A 16,025-nucleotide genomic window follows, 5' to 3' on the forward strand; every position below is an offset into this window, starting at 1 on the left:
GGAGACAGTTCGGCTGCGTCCTAATCTTCGTTTGCATAGTTACGGTTAAATGCGGGCGGATAATCAAATATGCCAGTAAAGCAGACGGAAATTCAATCGTTCATACTGGAGGGCGAGCCGATATTTTTGCGATAGTCGCGGGCGGACGATCTTGTTATTTTCTTGAACGTTTTGCCGAAATGGGAGAAGTTCTCAAAGCCCGTTTGCGCGGCTACGGCGGTGACGGACAGGCTGGTTTCCCTAAGCAAGCGCTGCGCTTCTTTGATACGGGTGAGGTTTAAGTAATCGATCAACGTAAACCCGGTCACTTCTTTGAACGCCCGGCTCATGTAGTAAGGGCTTATGAAAAATCGCGCCGCGAGGTCTTGGATACGAATTTGATCTCCGTAATGGGCGTTCAAATAACGAACGACCTCCGAGATTTTACGATGCAAGGGCGAAACGTATACAGGCTCGGGGGGGCGATTGGCGGCGACATGGCGCGAGGAAACAAGGAGCAGGTCTACGACGGCTTGCTGCAAGGGAATTTCGTACCCCATCTGCTTATCGCGAAGCTCGGCTAACAGTCGGGTGAAGGATTGTTTCAATTGCGCTCGGCTTTCTTCGGGCAGGGTGACGACTGGGCTTCGTTGCTGGAAAGGGGCTAGCAGCAAGGTGCCGTTATGCTTGAGCACGTCCCTGACGAACCGATCGTCGATATGAATCACGATTCGTTCGTGCGCCGGTTCGACGTCGAGCAGCGTTTTATGAACTTCGTTCTTATCGATGAACACAAGATCGCCGGCGGCGACCCTGTAGGTCGTATCCTTGACGAAATAGATTCGCGAACCGGACAGGAGGTAGTAGATTTCATAGTAAGGATGAAAATGATTGCTGAGCATGCTGTACGGGGTTGTTCTTCTCATGTACTCGATATATAAGGGGTCGGAATAGTTCCCGTGAATCATCGTCATCGGCATATTCATCGCGGATCAACTCCTCTCATCTATTATGATTATAGCAAGATATGCGGGGTTTTTGTGATTTTGAGCAGAAAATACGGAGAATGACGTGCTCATTTGCGATAAATTATCCTTATAGGATTCTCAATAACCGCAAAAGGGTGAGCGAAATGAGCAATAAGAAAAAGTACGTGCTTGTCGGTTCCGGTGGAAGAGCCGAGTTTTTCTATTCGGCGATCGCAACTTCGTTCCGCGATACGTCAGAGCTGTTGGCGTTCTGCGACACGAACCAAACCCGCATGAATTACGCCAACCGGCAATTAACGAATAAATACGGATATCATCAAGTGAATACGTACAAAGCCGAGCAATTCGAGGAAATGATCGCGAAGGAACGCCCGGATGCCGTTATCGTAACGAGCGTGGATCGTACCCATCACAGCTACATCATACGGGCAATGGAACTGGGCTGCGATGTCGTGACCGAGAAACCGATGACGGTGGACGAGAACAAATGCCAGGAAATTCTCGACGCGGTCGAACGGACGGGACGCAACGTACGCGTGACGTTCAATTACCGTTATGCGCCGCATCATACGAAAGCCCGTGAACTGATCGAAGACGGCACGATCGGCAAAGTCACGTCCGTTCACTTCGAATGGCTGCTCAATACGCAGCATGGCGCCGATTACTTCCGGAGATGGCATCGCGACAAAAGAAACAGCGGCGGCTTGCTCGTGCACAAATCGACGCATCACTTCGATCTCGTCAACTTCTGGATCGGTTCGGAGCCAGATACGGTATTCGCGTTCGGAGATTTGCTCTTCTACGGCAAAGAAAACGCGGAGCAGCGGGGGGTAACGAAGTTCTACGACCGGGCGACGGGCAGCCCTAATGCCAAAGACGATCCGTTCGCGCTTCATATGGACGAGAACGAGAATTTGAAGGGCTTGTACTTGGATGCGGAGCACGAGGATGGATATCGCCGCGACCAAAGCGTATTCGGGGATGGAATCAACATCGAGGACACGATGGGCGTCATGGTCAGATACAAGAATAACGCCATTATGACGTACTCCTTGAACGCGTATCTTCCGTGGGAGGGCTACCGGATCGCGTTCAACGGAACGAAGGGCCGGATCGAGATGACGGTCGTCGAGCAATCTTACGTCAATTCCGGCGGAGAGAAATCTCAAGAGGGAGCTTTAAAAGACAAGAGCATCACGGTATTCCCGATGTTCGCGGCTCCGTACGAGGTTGAAGTAGAAGAAGGCGTAGGCGGGCACGGCGGCGGAGATCCCGTGCTGCTGAACGATATTTTCGGTACGCCGGTAGAGGATCGCTTCAAACGTGCGGCGAATCATATAGACGGAGCAAGATCTATTCTGACGGGAATCGCGGCTAACCGGTCGATTCGGACAGGCCAAGCGGTACGCGTAGACGAGCTCGTCAAATTTCACTAAAGGAGCGGGAAAATATAGTGAAAGCTTTCATGGACGATAACTTTTTGCTTCAGAACGAAGTATCCGAACGGTTATATCACGATTTCGCGGCGCGTCAGCCGATCATAGACTATCATTGCCATTTGAATCCCCAGGAAATATACGAGGATAAGCGGTTCGGCAATCTGGCGGAAATCTGGCTGTACGGCGACCACTATAAATGGCGGGCGATGAGAGCGAACGGAATACCCGAGCCTCTCGTTACGGGAGGCCCCGGCGTTAGCGATTATGACCGGTTTATGGCGTGGGTGAAGACGGTTCCGACGACGCTGGGCAATCCCTTGTATCATTGGTCCCATCTGGAACTGCGCCGGTACTTCGGCATCGAAGAGACGATTAACGAGAAAAACGGCCCTGTGATTTGGGAAAAAGCCAACGCGATACTGCAGTCGGAAGGATTTTCGGTCAGGCAGCTTATTCGGGAACAGCAAGTTCGCGTAATCTGCACGACGGACGATCCGACGGACACGCTTGAGTACCACGAAGGCATTAAAGGGTTGCCCGATTTCGATTGCTTGGTGCTTCCGTCCTTCCGGCCGGACAAAGGGCTGGAAATTCGCCGCGGCACGTTTATTCCATGGGTTCGCAAACTAGAGCAGGCCGCCGGCTTGCCTATCGCCGGCTATGAACAATTTCTGGCGGCGATTGATAGCCGGATAGAACATTTCGCCAAAGTCGGATGCAAAGTGTCCGATCACGCGCTCGATCAGGTGTATTACGCGGAAGCATCGTTGGAAGAGGTGTCCGCTATTTTCGCCAAGGCGTTGGACGGGCAGACGCTTACGTTGGAGGAAGAGCAGAAGCACAAGACGTATACGCTGATCCACCTCGGAGAGCAGTACTCGAAACGCGGTTGGACGATGCAACTGCACATTCACGCTTCCCGGAACAATAACGGTCGAATGTTCGATCGGTTAGGCCCGGATACAGGGTATGATTCCATTCACGACGGTCAGCTGGCTTACCCGTTAATGAAGCTATTGGATGCAATCGAAGGCAAAATCTCCTTGCCCCAAACGATTCTGTACTCGCTCAATCCGAAGGATTATTACGTGCTCGGTACCTTAATGGGCAGCTTCCAGGACGGCAAATCGCCGGGGAAAATTCAACTGGGCTCCGCGTGGTGGTTCAACGATACGAAAGACGGCATGCTCGAGCAGATGAACGCGCTCGCTAATCTGGGACTGCTTAGCCGCTTTGTAGGCATGCTAACGGATTCCCGCAGCTTCCTTTCCTATCCGCGCCATGAATACTTCCGCAGAATCCTGTGCAACATGATCGGGGAGTGGGTCGTCCAGGGCGAAGCGCCGTACGACCTTGAGTTACTCGGGGGCATGGTGGAAGATATTTGTTACCGCAACGCCAAACAATATTTCGATTTTTAAATGGTTAGTCCAGAAGAGAAAGGGACAGCACTTAGAGTCGGTTGACTCTAAGTGTTGTCTTCTTTGCGCTATTAACTTAAGCTGGGCTCATCGTTTTCGCTATGGATGTCGTGGTCTCCGGGATAATCCCGGTCCAGGCCTGTATGCAGCTCGCGGTTCTCATAGGCAAATGCGCTTAGAGACCGTTGATCATCGCGCCATGAAGTGCCGTGTTCCAGACTGTCCATCATGACCGTCGAGCCGTAAGGCCCTTCCGGGAACTCTTCGGGGATACGCTCGTTGCGTTGGGATTCTACCGTTGCAAGGTCTGTCGTAAGCCGTTTTTTCTCCGAGCGAAAACGAAACGGAAACATCGGGAAACCTCCTGTCGCATGAAAGTTGATTTCCCGTTATCTTGTCCGCCTCCGCCCGCGTTTAGTCGGTAAAGTTGACCGCTCCTAGCACAAGCGTTAGAAATTGGGCGAGCTCGGCGGCTTCTTCCTGGTTAATGCGGAATACCGACTCCAGCACGCCTTCTTCTTCAAGATCGTCCGGTCCGAGAATGGCGCTGCGTCCGAACATCAGGTCCGTTACGAGCTTTTTGCCGTAAAATCGGTTGGTCGACAGAATGGCAAGATCAAATCGTTTAAGACTAGGCGTAACGAAAGTGACGAACCGGGTCGTCGTTTGTTCCGTCGAATCCGATAAAAAATCGTAGTCTTTCATATTCATCCGAATAAGTCCCCCTTGGCGTCGCTGCTGCCCTTATTATAAATGATCGAAGAGGTATTGCCTAACGCCGATAATTTTGATAATCTGGAGCTGTTCATGTTAGCAGGAGTGAGGAAGCACCTCACCGCCGATCGGCGGGAGGTGCTTTTTTTGCGTTCCCTAGGCCGACAATGCTGCTTGAACGCTCATAATCATGCCGCGCGTGCGGCCTAGGAGGAATCGGAATGCAGGTCGTGTTTTTGAATCAATTCGAGAAGGTAACGGGGCAGACGGAGGAGAGAGCGCAAGTGTTCATCGGGGAGCTCCAAGGAATTTGGAGCGCAGGCTGGCGGGCGATCGGGAGCGGCACTTCGGAGGTTGAGGACTTGTGGTACGAAGGCATGAGCTGGGAGGAGCTTCTGGCCGCGTTTCGTCACGGGGTCGCGAGCAAATTGAAAGTCGGCTTCCGGCCGCTCTTGGACGGGATGCTGGAGGAGACGCCTTTCTGGGAAAAGCGCCCCGCTCTGCCTCAGCTTCTTCAGTGTTACGCTGATGCCCAGGACGCCGAGGAAACGGCGGCGGGATTGCGTAAATGGAGAAGGGCCAAATCGTTGGAAGAAAAGAAATCCGCTTATCTCATAGCGACGAATCGGGAATTGCAGATGCTGGCGGTATATTTGCCGCAATCGATCGAGGAGCTGGAACAAATTCCGGGCTTCGGTAAAATCAAGACCGAAAAATATGGCGGCGATATCATCGAACTGCTGAAGGGGATAGAGAGAAACCATGCTTACCCGTTGCAAGAATGGGTATCCTTGGCCGTTAGCGAGGCGCAATTATCCTCTTGGATGTTCCAGATGAAGGAAGAGAAATACGGCAAAGCCTTGTCCGCGGTGAAGGAGAAGCGGTCGCTGTTGAACGGAATTCGGGAAGGCTTGACGCTGGTGCAATTGGAAGACGAGTTGAATTGCACGCGACGCAAACTGCTGGAACGAATCGAGCGGTTGGATGAAGAGGGCTACGACGTCCTCCCGGTCGTAGACAAGGAGCTATTGGAGCTGTCGCCCGAGGAGTCGCTTCAAATCAAAACGGCAATCGAGCAATTAGGAGACCGTTATTTGAAGCCGTTGCTGCAACAAGTGTACGGAGAGAATAACCACGAGGAGGAAGTCGAAAGACAGTACGAGAAGCTCCGAATGATGCGAATTCGGCACAGAAGGGTGAATCAAAACGCGGTATAGCGGCTAGAAGTCGAGGAAATTGCGGGTGAATGAAGGCACAATTTTGGCCTTCGCGAGTCAATCGAGGCAATTGCGGCTCAACGAAGGCACTTTTTTGGCCTTCGCGCAAAAAAGGAGGGAACGTATTTCCGTGCGGGGAGCGTCAGCAGCCCGAGGAAACATTCCCTCCTTTAAATATGCTCACAGCCAATCTTTCTTGCGGAAATAGTAAAACATTCCGATGCCGATAACCGCCATGCATACGATCAATACGACGGAGCCGAAGCCGAAATGCATGCCCGGAATATAATCGAAATTCATTCCGTATATTCCGGTAATGAACGTCAATGGCATGAATATGGTCGTAAGAGCGGTGAACACTCGCATGATTTCGTTCGCGCGATTGGCGAGGCTGGATTGATAAGCTTCGCGCAAGTTGCCCATGAGGTCCCGGTAAGTCTCGAACGTTTCGTAAATTTTAACCGCGTTCTCGTGGATGTCTCCGAAATACTTCTGAAGCTCGTTGTCGATGAGCCGCAAATCTTTTTTATTCAAAGTGGCAATAAGCTCGCGTTGCGGGCCTAGCACCTTTTTGAGCCACAGAATTTCGCTTCGGAGACCGATAATCTCCGTCAGATGGGATTTCTTCGTATGCATGAGGATATCTTCCTCAAGGCTTTCGATCCGCGCTTCGATACGGTCTCCGACGGAAATATAATTGTCGACGACGAGATCGACGAGGTGATAGAGGAAACGATCGGAAGTGTTAACCTCTTGTTCCCATAAGATCGGCTTGACGCTGCGCAGTTCGTTGATTTTCTGGCGGGTCACCGTAATTAAATAGTGGCGGCCGAGAAAGATGTTCAAAGCGCGAAGAAAAATTTCCTCGTCGTCGAAACGTATGCTGTTGATGACGAGAAAGTACTGATTCTCGTAAATTTCCAACTTGGGACGTTGTTCCTCTTCCATTAAACAGTCTTCCACGGCGAGGTCGTGAAGACCGAACAGAGGTTGAAGGACCATCAGGTCGTCAACGTCCGCGTCGATCCAGTAAAAGCCGTTATTCGGCGGGATCAGCGTATCGCTGATGTTATCGATCGGCGTAAACACGCCATTATTAACCAGTCTGATTTTCATGGGATTCGCTCCTTTGCATGTCCGTTCAGGTTCATGCAGGACGCTCTCCACTGAAAGAGAAATCTTAGCCGAGGAAGCCGGACAAAGAAATAGCTCCCGCTGCGGAATACGATCCTGCATTCATTACGCGATTGGCTTTGGGCCTGGGCGTATCGCCTTCCATGTCCGACTCCCCCCTTTTATCTTCGAAAGATGCTGTCGATTCGTCGTTATTGACGTGTTAAGTATAATCCTCACCCCCCGAACCTTTCAAGGAGAAATTAAGACAATAAAATAGAGGGAACCCCCACCTTGACTGACCCCCGATTTTCAGGTACATTTAGGTTAGTTTTAACGACAACCGAATAGAGTTTGCCATCTTATCAAGAGCAGGCGGAGGGACTAGCCCTATGAAGCCCGGCAACCGACGTAGTCATTAGACGCACGGTGCTAAATCTTGCGGAAACGTTAACGTTTCTGACAGATGAGAGGGGCGCGCGTACGAACTGCTACACGACCCTATCTCATTTGGGGTCGTTTTTTTTATTGCACAAATCCGTTTGCATACAGGAGGAATGAACATGCCGATCAAAGTACCCGACAATTTGCCGGCTAAGGAAGTGTTGGCAGGAGAAAATATTTTCGTGATGGACGAAAGCGTCGCATACCATCAAGATATTCGTCCTTTGCGAATTGCGATCTTAAATTTAATGCCGACGAAAGAAACGACGGAAACCCAATTGCTTCGCTTGATCGGCAATACTCCGCTTCAATTGGAAGCAGTGCTGCTGCATCCGAAGACGCACCATTCCAAGAACACTTCGGCCGAGCATTTGGCCAGCTTCTATAAAACGTTCGACGATATCAAAGACGAGCAATACGACGGATTTATCATTACCGGCGCTCCGGTCGAGCATCTTCCGTTCGAAGAAGTAAACTACTGGGATGAACTGAAGGAAATTATGGATTGGACGGTTAACAACGTAACCTCTACGTTGCACATATGTTGGGGGGCGCAAGCCGGGCTATACCACCACTTCGGAGTTCCGAAATACGCACTGCCCGAGAAGATGTTCGGCGTATACCCTCACGGGATATCCAAGCCTAACGTTCAACTGCTCAGAGGATTCGACGAAATGTTCTACGTGCCGCAATCCCGTCATACGGAGGTGCTGAGGTCGGATATCGAGAAGGTTGAAGGCTTGGAAATCTGGTCGGAGTCCGAAGAATCCGGCGTTTATATCGCGGCTTCGTCCGATGGCAAACAAATTTTCGTGACGGGCCATTCCGAATACGATCCCCAGTCGTTGAAATGGGAGTACGACCGGGATAAAGCGAAGGGACTTCGCATAGACGTTCCCAAAAACTATTTTCCGAACGACGATCCCGGGAAATTCCCGGTTTCGACTTGGCGGGCGCATGCCAACCTGCTGTTCTCCAACTGGTTAAATTATTACGTATACCAAGCCACGCCTTTCGAGCTTGGGAAAGCGACTCCGATTACCATTCGCTAGGGAGGAAATTGTACACAATGAACATTGAGAGCCGTTTAGCCCAAATCGGATCGATCAACGATCCGCAAACCGGAGCGGTCAGCTTCCCGATCTATCAGTCGACCGCGTTCCGCCATCCGCGTCTAGGACAAAGCACCGGATTCGACTATTCGCGGTCCAAGAGCCCGACAAGAGCGGTCCTTGAAGCCGCCGCAGCCGACCTGGAGAGCGGAGACGCGGGTTTCGCGACGAGCTCGGGGATGGCCGCGCTGCAAATCATTTTCTCGCTGTTCGGCCAAGGGGATCACTTGTTGGTCTCGTTGGACTTGTACGGCGGTACTTATCGTCTTTTGGAGCAAGTGATGTCCCGTTTCGGAGTGACTGCGTCTTATATCGATACGAACGACCTTGACGCGCTTGAATCGCACAGAAAACCGAATACGAAAGCGGTTCTCATCGAGACGCCGACGAACCCGCTCATGATGGTAACGGACCTTGCAAAAGTAGCCGCATGGGCGAAACAGAAAGGATTGTTAACGATCGTCGACAACACGTTGTTGACGCCGTTCTTCCAACGACCGATCGAGCTGGGCGCGGACATCGTCGTTCATAGCGCGACCAAATACTTAGGCGGCCATAACGACGTGCTTGCCGGGCTGATCGTGACCAAAGGCGAGAAGCTGTCCGCGGACGTCGCTTTCCTGCATAATTCGATCGGAGCCGTGCTCGGACCGCAGGATTCCTGGCTGCTCATGAGAGGGATGAAAACGTTGGCGCTTCGTATGGAACGCCATCAATACAACGCTACGCGGCTTGCCGCCTGGCTGAAAGTCCATCCTTCCGTGGAAGAGGTTTATTACCCGGCATTGCCTCATCATCCGGGACACGAGATACAAAATTCGCAATCGTCCGGGAATACGGGAATTTTCTCGTTCAAGATGAAAGACGCCAGAACGATCGAGCCGATCCTTCGCCATATTAAGTTGATCGCGTTCGCGGAAAGCTTGGGTGGCGCCGAGTCGCTGATGACCTATCCGGCCGTTCAGACTCATGCCGACATTCCCGAAGAAATCCGCCGCGCCGTCGGGGTCGACGATCGGTTATTGCGTTTCTCGGTCGGGCTGGAGCATGTCGACGATATTATGAATGACCTCAAACAAGCGATCGAAGCCGCGGAGAAAGAAATCAACGGGTAAATCAGACCGGAGGGAAGCAACGATGAAATACGATTTCGACAAGAGAATCGATCGGACCGGAACGGCTTCTTACAAATGGGACCAGTCCGAAAAGCTGTTCGGACGGGCGGATATATTGCCGCTATGGGTAGCGGATATGGATTTCGAAGCGCCTAAGGAAGTCGTAGAAGCGATTACCCGCAGAGCGGAACAAGGCATTTACGGCTATACCGTTCGCACTCAAGCGTTCTATGACGCAATCGTCGGCTGGTTGTCGAGACGGCACGGATGGACGATCGAGCAGGATTGGATTAGCTCCAGCCCCGGCGTAGTACCCGCATTAAGCGTAATGGTACTTGCCTTCACGGAGCCTGGAGACGGCATCATCCTGCAATCGCCGGTCTACTATCCTTTCTACGACGTCATTAAGATGAACGGGCGCAACGTGGTGGACAACCCTCTGATCTTGAAGGACGGCCAGTATACGATCGATTTCGATCTGCTGGAAAGGCAAGCGAGCGGCGGAGCGAAAATGCTGTTATTGTGTTCTCCCCATAACCCGGGCGGAAGGGTATGGAAGCGGGAAGAGCTCGAACGGATCGGCGATATTTGCTCGAAACATAACGTTCTGGTCGTCGCGGACGAAATTCATCACGATCTCGTGTTCGCCGGACATAAGCATATTCCGTACGCTTCGATATCGGAGACGTTAGCGAACCACTCGGTTACTTGCATCGCGACCAGTAAAACCTTCAACCTCGCGGGCTTGCAGGCGGCGTCCGTCATTATTCCTAACGAAGAAATAAGGCGCAAATACAACGCACTGCTCAAAACGTTATCGATTCACATGGAGAGCTATTTCGGATTAACCGCGATAGAGAGCAGTTATACCCATGGAGAAGAGTGGCTTGATCAACTGCTCGTATACTTGGAAGGCAATCTTAACGCATTGATAGAGTTCGCGGAGAAACGGTTGCCGCAAGTAAAAGTAATCAAGCCGGAAGGAACTTACTTGGTGTGGATGGACTGCACGGCCATCTCCGAGAAGCCGCAAGAACTGAAGCAATTAATGTTCGAGAAGGCGGGAGTCGCTTTCTCCGAAGGGTCCGTATTCGGCAAACAAGGCGCCGGTTATTTGCGCGTTAACATCGCTTGTCCGCGATCTTTGTTGTTGGAAGCGTTGGAGAAATTCGAAGCCGCGCTTAGTTCCGCGACAATCGCTAATCCATAGACAACAACCCGCGAGAATATTCAGAATTCTTGCGGGTTTTTGGTAATTTTGTCTATTATGGTAACCGGAAACATGCTACAATTAGTCCAACTCTACCCTAGACAAGGATGATAGGCCGTGAATTTCCAAACGTTGTTCGACCGGGTTATGCTATTCGGCCAGATGATGCTTCCGGATCGTTCCCTGAAATATTTTCCCCCGAACTTCACGGTGCGCCGTCCGGTCGTTTCCTTGCTGGACAAACGCGTGAAGCAGGGCGCGGAATGTTATCTAACCTTATTTCGTTTGGAATTCTCCGAGCTTCAGCAAGAAGTCCCCGAAGAAGTCTGGAACGGGCTGCAGGAGTGCAGCCGCAGGCATTTGCGCTTATCCGTTACGAATACGCTCGGAGAGCATCGGGTCATCGCCATCGATCAGTTCGACAAGATGGATTTCGTGTTGCTGTTAGAAGGGCATTATCGTCAGGGTGACGAGAACGGATTGATTCCCGTTGAACATAAGATGAATATAGACAGGATTCGCAGCGAATTGGAGATCGGATTGGCAGGCAATCGGCCGGATTGGCGGAATAGCTTGAGAGTCGTAACGGCTTCGGTTCCTATATCTTCCAAGAACCCTTTATTGCGAACGGAAAGATTGTTATTCGAGAGTTATCAGACCGCCGTTGCGCTTGCTACGGGAGTCATTACTCCTCAAATGAAAGATCTGCGCAGCCAAATGGAGCAGTTGCTCGATCAAGGATCGATCTCCGTTTTGGCGCAGCCGATCATGAATTTGACGAGCGGCGACGTTTACGGCTGGGAGATCTTAACGAGAGGTCCCGTGGGCAGCGTCCTGCATTTGCCCGACGAGCTGTTCCAATTCGCTTCGCAAACGCGGTTATTAAGCCGATTGGAATTTCTTGTCGTCAAACGCGCGCTGGAAGAAATCGCCTCCAGGAAAATCAAAGAGCCGGTATTCCTGAACGTGACGGCCGTTACGTTATCGCATCCGTTGTTCTTATCCCATGTGCTGCAATGCTTGGAACGACATTCGATGCTCAGCCCGCAGCAGGTATATTTCGAGATCACGGAGCGCCATCAGATCACGAATATGGAAGCGATGATCGAGATCTTAAGAACATACCGAACGCATGGCTTCCGGTTCGCCGTAGACGATGCGGGCTCAGGCTATTCGAGTCTTCAATGGATCGGCGAGCTCGTTCCCGAGCTTATCAAGATCGACCGATCCGTAATCCGGCACGTGAATCGCATCGCGATCAAGGAATCGCTGCTTCGCGCGATTGTTACGGCTGCCCGGGAGATGAAATGCGAAATCGTCGCGGAAGGCGTCGAAAGCGAAGAAGAAGCGGACGTCTTGTTCAAGCTTGACGTCGACATGGGGCAAGGGTTTTATTTTGCCAGGCCGAACGTGCTCCTTCACGAGAATGAAAGAGACATGTTTCAGGAAACGAAAGTACGCATCCAGCATCGCCGCGGTTTGGTCGCCTCTTAGGTGACTACCGCGGTGCTTTTGTGTTACGATGGGATAAGCGAACAGAGAGCACCATAGTCCCGTAAGAAGGAGGGTCCCGAGAATGAATCCTGTGGACCGGATTTTGGATGGAGCATTGCAAGGAAAAAGATTGCAGTTAGAAGATATCATAACGTTATACGAGAGCGATGAGATAGAGAAGATGGGCCATACGGCCAATCAGATCATGCTGAAGAAGCATCCCGAGCCGATGACGACGTTCGTGGTCGGAAGAAACGTGAATTATACGAACATCTGCGACGTGTACTGTAGATTTTGCGCTTTTTATCGGGCCCCGGGTTCCAAGGAAGGCTACGTTTTGCCGGATGAATTGATTCTGAAGAAAATTCAAGAGACTGTCGACGTTGGCGGAACCGAAATTCTTATGCAAGGCGGAACGAATCCGGATCTGCCTTTTAGCTATTATCTGGATTTGCTTCGGAAAATTAAGCAGAACTTCCCCGACATTACGATGCATTCCTTCTCCCCGGCGGAAATTCGCAAAATGCAGGTTGTTGCCGGCAACATACCGATCGAGGACGTCGTGCGTCAACTGCACGAAGCGGGATTGGATTCCCTGCCGGGCGGCGGGGCTGAAATTCTCGACGACCGGACCCGCAAGAAAATCAGCCGGTTGAAGGGATCTTGGCAAGATTGGATGGAAGTGATGACGACCGCGCACAAGATCGGCATGAACACGACGGCCACGATGGTTATCGGCTTCGGCGAGTCGATGGAAGAGCGAGCGCTGCACCTACTGCGCGTACGCGATGCGCAGGACGAATGCTTGAACAATCAATACCCGTCCGAGGGCTTCTTGGCGTTCATCCCGTGGACGTTCCAACCGGAGAACACGAATATGAAACGGGTGAAAGCAACTCCCGAAGAATATTTGAAGACGCTGGCAATTAGCCGGATTACGCTCGACAACATCGCTAACTTCCAATCTTCATGGGTTACGATGGGTCCGGAAATCGGCAAATTATCGCTCTCCTACGGCTGCAACGACTTCGGGAGCACGATGATCGAGGAGAATGTCGTTTCGGCGGCGGGAACGACGCACAAAGTCAATATCGAACTTATTCTTAAGCTTATTCGCGAATGCGGCAAAATTCCCGTACAGCGCGATACGAAATACAACACGATCAAGGTTTACCACGAGAACGATACGGTTGCCAAAGATTACGTAATGCAAAATTAACCCCGAATAAACGAAAGCTCCGTCTCTATTCCGAGACGGAGCTTTTTTGAGGCCGTTTTATGCTTCCGCGTTAATCGGAGCGGCGACAACGGTGCGATTCTTGCCGGAATGTTTGGCTTCGTACAACGCCGCATCCGCTCTTAGAAACAACTCCTCCTTACCCATCCCCGGGGAATAGGGGTTGAGGCCGATACTGACGGTCACGTTCAATCCGTTCAACGCGGTATGATGGGTAGCGGCAATAGAACCGCGGATATCCTCAACAAGATCGTAAACCTCTTGAAAGCTTTTCTCCGTAAACAGGATAACGAATTCCTCTCCGCCGTACCGGGCTACGAAGTCGTTGCTTCCGGTCTTGGAACGGGCGATCGCCGCGACCTTCTGCAGAACTTCGTCTCCCGCTTTGTGGCCGTACGTGTCGTTGACTTTCTTGAAGTTGTCGATGTCCAAAATGGCCAAGTGAAGCGACAATCTCCCGTTATCGGCTTGCTCCACAAGATGGTCTTTGTACTCATGATAAGCCATGTGGTTATAAGTTTCGGTCAGCGCATCGGTCTTGGCGAGCTTGTCCATGAGAATGGTGCGAACGAGAAGCTCTTGGTTGGATTCGTAGGAAGTGCGCAAATGCATAAGAATTTCTCGGCCCCGCGCCAGAACTCCGAATGCGATAACGCTGTATACGAGCAAAATCCCTACCATGGCAAGGGCTCCCGCGAAAGGGATGTTCTGATGAATTTCCTGGTTGAAGAAGAAAAGGACGAAAAAAGCGATGATCGTGTTTAATATCGCGTACAGCAATTTCTTATATTGGAAGTAAAAAGTACTGATCATGATGGGGAAAAAGAGAAAGAAAAGGAGATACTCCAATGAGGAATGAATGCTGGTAAGCGTTACGGTGAGCAAGGTTGCGGACGTAATCAGGATGTAGTCATGGTGCCTGGACAAGAAGCGTACGCCGAATTCGGCAACGATAACGATCAAAGTCATTATCGCGGTTGGACGAACGATATACAATCGGACGAATTCTCCGGTCGGGACTTCCGTAACTCGCAGGAACAAGCACTCCACTACAACGGATAACGCCAATACGATCCAAAAGCTTCTAATGAGAAGACGGTTCCAACGTTCTTGATTAATTTCCAAAGAAGGTAAAGACGGCATAAAGACTTCCTTTCACGATCAAACTCCATAAAATATACCATAACTAACAACCCATCGTATATCCCTTTTTGGGCGACCATATAGTAAGTATCAAGCTTGGATGATGGAGGTGTGGAATTGAAAAGGGTAGAATTCGTCGTCGGATACGGAAACGATCATCCTTCATTGGAGCGGCTTGCGGGTATGTTGAATCGAACGTTAGTGGGAACGGACAATCCGGTGGATAGCGTGGAATGGGAGTTGTCACGGGAAGACGGAGTTATTCGCTGCCAATTTCCGATAGGTCCCGGACCGGAAAATAAAAAAAGCTACTGCGACAGAGTCGGGCGAGTACTCGCGGAATATACTTTGTCGGATCAGGAGCCCGCGCTGCTTCGTCATCTGTTTCACTTTCGCTTCGGATTCAAGGACGAGGTGGAGATCGACGCTTTGATCGCGGAAGCGGTTTCCTTATTGGACGGCGAGCCTGACATTGAGGAAGCGTGGATGGGGCGCGGCAGGGAACGCCGTTTGCATAAGCTGGCATTGCGATTTTCTCATTACTTGGAGGAGCACGAGAGGCTGCACCTGGATGGGTTCCTTCGGTTCCGGTTAAGCGATTATCGGGCGGAAGTACAGGAAGCGGCGGAAACGGCGATCGAAGAGAGAATGATGGAAAAGCAATATCAAGAATTCATGACGCTGCTCAAGTCGATGGTCGAATGGCAAGAGACAAGAACGTCAACCGTGCACGTATTGCATTCCGGAGGACATGCATTTCGATTGCTGGACGAAGAGATGCGGCCGCTCGAGCAAGATATATCGGAGCTTAACGCCTTCTCCAAGAAGGAATTTCTGGAGGCGCAAGAAGAGCAGGAGGAGGAAAGCCGTGTCGTAAGCCGATTGCTGGCGGCTTCTCCGCGACATTTGTACATCCATACTCCCGAACCGGAGTCGCAGGTCATTCGCACCATTATCGGGATATTCGGAGATCGGGCGGCGGTATACCCCGATTTGCCCGCTCATTAACCGATTTGGGTCATTACACAGGCTAGATATCTCAAATGATGCTCTTGACTGGAGTCGTTTCAAATCGTTATAATATTCGATATCAGTCCACATTCAGAAGCGATGAGAAAGACAGCGACGCCCGATCCGGACGGCTCAGAGAGAGGAACCTAGGCTGCAAGTTCCTTCCGAATCCAACTGGCGTTGACCCCTTTCGAGCTGCGGGGATGAATTCGCGGTCACCTGTGATTGCGTTAGTATTCTTCGCCGGTCATGACCGTTATATCATGCCAGAGTATCGGTAATCATTCTTTGCCGGTTAATGGAGGGTGGAACCACGGGCCGCATACAGAGCACCCGTCCCTTTTCGGGACGAGGTGTTTTTTTGTTTCCCATATATTTAAGAGGAGG

The 16,025-nt window shown here is 51.2% G+C and carries 14 protein-coding genes and 1 riboswitch; of the genes, 9 read left to right on the forward strand and 5 right to left on the reverse strand.

Features of this window, described 5'->3' with window-relative positions; translation table 11 throughout:
• Positions 1-92 precede the first annotated feature (92 nt).
• Complete coding sequence (locus tag FPL14_RS21730) at positions 93-965, reverse strand: AraC family transcriptional regulator (RefSeq protein WP_182299719.1); 873 nt, start codon at positions 963-965, stop codon at positions 93-95.
• Positions 966-1,111: 146 nt separating this feature from the next.
• On the opposite strand from FPL14_RS21730, the gene FPL14_RS21735 reads away from it, so the two are divergent.
• Positions 1,112-2,404 carry a Gfo/Idh/MocA family protein gene (locus tag FPL14_RS21735; protein ID WP_182299720.1) on the forward strand — a complete coding sequence of 431 codons (1,293 nt, stop codon included), beginning with the start codon at positions 1,112-1,114 and terminating at the stop codon, positions 2,402-2,404.
• Between the two features lie 17 nt (positions 2,405-2,421).
• Positions 2,422-3,828 carry a glucuronate isomerase gene (uxaC, locus tag FPL14_RS21740; RefSeq protein ID WP_182299721.1) on the forward strand — a complete coding sequence of 469 codons (1,407 nt, stop codon included), beginning with the start codon at positions 2,422-2,424 and terminating at the stop codon, positions 3,826-3,828.
• 71 nt (positions 3,829-3,899) lie between these two features.
• Here uxaC and FPL14_RS21745 read toward each other — a convergent pair whose 3' ends face one another.
• Together FPL14_RS21745 and FPL14_RS21750 are read right to left on the reverse strand one after the other, a co-directional pair.
• Positions 3,900-4,181 (reverse strand): hypothetical protein, encoded by a 282-nt coding sequence (locus tag FPL14_RS21745; protein WP_182299722.1) that lies wholly within the window; start codon positions 4,179-4,181, stop codon positions 3,900-3,902.
• Between the two features lie 61 nt (positions 4,182-4,242).
• Positions 4,243-4,539, reverse strand: coding sequence for a DUF3055 domain-containing protein (locus FPL14_RS21750; RefSeq protein WP_182299723.1), 297 nt, complete (start codon positions 4,537-4,539; stop codon positions 4,243-4,245).
• 224 nt (positions 4,540-4,763) lie between these two features.
• Between FPL14_RS21750 and FPL14_RS21755 the strand changes: the two genes are divergently transcribed.
• Positions 4,764-5,759 carry an HRDC domain-containing protein gene (locus tag FPL14_RS21755; protein WP_182299724.1) on the forward strand — a complete coding sequence of 332 codons (996 nt, stop codon included), beginning with the start codon at positions 4,764-4,766 and terminating at the stop codon, positions 5,757-5,759.
• Positions 5,760-5,939: 180 nt separating this feature from the next.
• Here the strand turns inward: FPL14_RS21755 and corA are convergent, their stop codons facing one another.
• The gene (corA, locus tag FPL14_RS21760) at positions 5,940-6,875 is read right to left on the reverse strand and encodes a magnesium/cobalt transporter CorA (protein ID WP_182299725.1); all 936 of its coding nucleotides are present in this window, start codon (positions 6,873-6,875) and stop codon (positions 5,940-5,942) included.
• Positions 6,876-7,231: 356 nt separating this feature from the next.
• Positions 7,232-7,345, forward strand: a riboswitch (SAM riboswitch).
• Positions 7,346-7,435: 90 nt separating this feature from the next.
• Here corA and metA point away from each other — a divergent pair.
• The 5 genes from metA to mqnC all read left to right on the forward strand — a co-directional run bounded on the left by metA (position 7,436) and on the right by mqnC (position 13,466).
• The gene (metA, locus tag FPL14_RS21765) at positions 7,436-8,368 is read left to right on the forward strand and encodes a homoserine O-acetyltransferase MetA (RefSeq protein ID WP_182299726.1); all 933 of its coding nucleotides are present in this window, start codon (positions 7,436-7,438) and stop codon (positions 8,366-8,368) included.
• A gap of 17 nt (positions 8,369-8,385) precedes the next feature.
• On the forward strand, positions 8,386-9,543 hold the full coding sequence (locus tag FPL14_RS21770) for a PLP-dependent transferase (RefSeq protein ID WP_182299727.1): 1,158 nt from the start codon (positions 8,386-8,388) through the stop codon (positions 9,541-9,543).
• Positions 9,544-9,565: 22 nt separating this feature from the next.
• A complete protein-coding gene (locus FPL14_RS21775) occupies positions 9,566-10,753 on the forward strand; it encodes a MalY/PatB family protein (RefSeq protein ID WP_182299728.1) in 1,188 nt (395 codons plus the stop codon).
• Positions 10,754-10,870: 117 nt separating this feature from the next.
• Positions 10,871-12,247, forward strand: a complete 1,377-nt coding sequence (locus FPL14_RS21780; RefSeq protein WP_182299729.1) for an EAL domain-containing protein — start codon at positions 10,871-10,873, stop codon at positions 12,245-12,247.
• Between the two features lie 82 nt (positions 12,248-12,329).
• Positions 12,330-13,466: a cyclic dehypoxanthinyl futalosine synthase gene (gene mqnC, locus FPL14_RS21785; protein ID WP_182299730.1), complete on the forward strand. Its 1,137-nt coding sequence runs from the start codon at positions 12,330-12,332 to the stop codon at positions 13,464-13,466.
• Positions 13,467-13,523: 57 nt separating this feature from the next.
• Here mqnC and FPL14_RS21790 read toward each other — a convergent pair whose 3' ends face one another.
• Positions 13,524-14,627, reverse strand: a complete 1,104-nt coding sequence (locus FPL14_RS21790) for a GGDEF domain-containing protein (RefSeq protein WP_182299731.1) — start codon at positions 14,625-14,627, stop codon at positions 13,524-13,526.
• A gap of 117 nt (positions 14,628-14,744) precedes the next feature.
• Here FPL14_RS21790 and FPL14_RS21795 point away from each other — a divergent pair, with 117 nt between their 5' ends.
• Positions 14,745-15,635, forward strand: coding sequence for a putative sporulation protein YtxC (locus FPL14_RS21795; protein ID WP_182299732.1), 891 nt, complete (start codon positions 14,745-14,747; stop codon positions 15,633-15,635).
• Positions 15,636-16,025: the final 390 nt, after the last annotated feature.

Origin of the sequence: Cohnella cholangitidis, from assembly GCF_014107495.1 — a bacterium.
GTDB lineage: Bacteria > Bacillota > Bacilli > Paenibacillales > Paenibacillaceae > Cohnella > Cohnella cholangitidis.

Bases quoted from the DNA above. Each gene is read 5' to 3' on its own strand.
- FPL14_RS21730 (WP_182299719.1), bottom strand. From the start codon at position 965: ATGAATATGCCGATGACGATGATTCACGGGAACTATTCCGACCCCTTA.
- FPL14_RS21735 (WP_182299720.1), top strand. From the start codon at position 1,112: ATGAGCAATAAGAAAAAGTACGTGCTTGTCGGTTCCGGTGGAAGAGCC.
- FPL14_RS21745 (WP_182299722.1), bottom strand. From the start codon at position 4,181: ATGTTTCCGTTTCGTTTTCGCTCGGAGAAAAAACGGCTTACGACAGAC.
- FPL14_RS21750 (WP_182299723.1), bottom strand. From the start codon at position 4,539: ATGAATATGAAAGACTACGATTTTTTATCGGATTCGACGGAACAAACG.
- FPL14_RS21755 (WP_182299724.1), top strand. From the start codon at position 4,764: ATGCAGGTCGTGTTTTTGAATCAATTCGAGAAGGTAACGGGGCAGACG.
- corA (WP_182299725.1), bottom strand. From the start codon at position 6,875: ATGAAAATCAGACTGGTTAATAATGGCGTGTTTACGCCGATCGATAAC.
- metA (WP_182299726.1), top strand. From the start codon at position 7,436: ATGCCGATCAAAGTACCCGACAATTTGCCGGCTAAGGAAGTGTTGGCA.
- FPL14_RS21770 (WP_182299727.1), top strand. From the start codon at position 8,386: ATGAACATTGAGAGCCGTTTAGCCCAAATCGGATCGATCAACGATCCG.
- FPL14_RS21775 (WP_182299728.1), top strand. From the start codon at position 9,566: ATGAAATACGATTTCGACAAGAGAATCGATCGGACCGGAACGGCTTCT.
- mqnC (WP_182299730.1), top strand. From the start codon at position 12,330: ATGAATCCTGTGGACCGGATTTTGGATGGAGCATTGCAAGGAAAAAGA.
- FPL14_RS21790 (WP_182299731.1), bottom strand. From the start codon at position 14,627: ATGCCGTCTTTACCTTCTTTGGAAATTAATCAAGAACGTTGGAACCGT.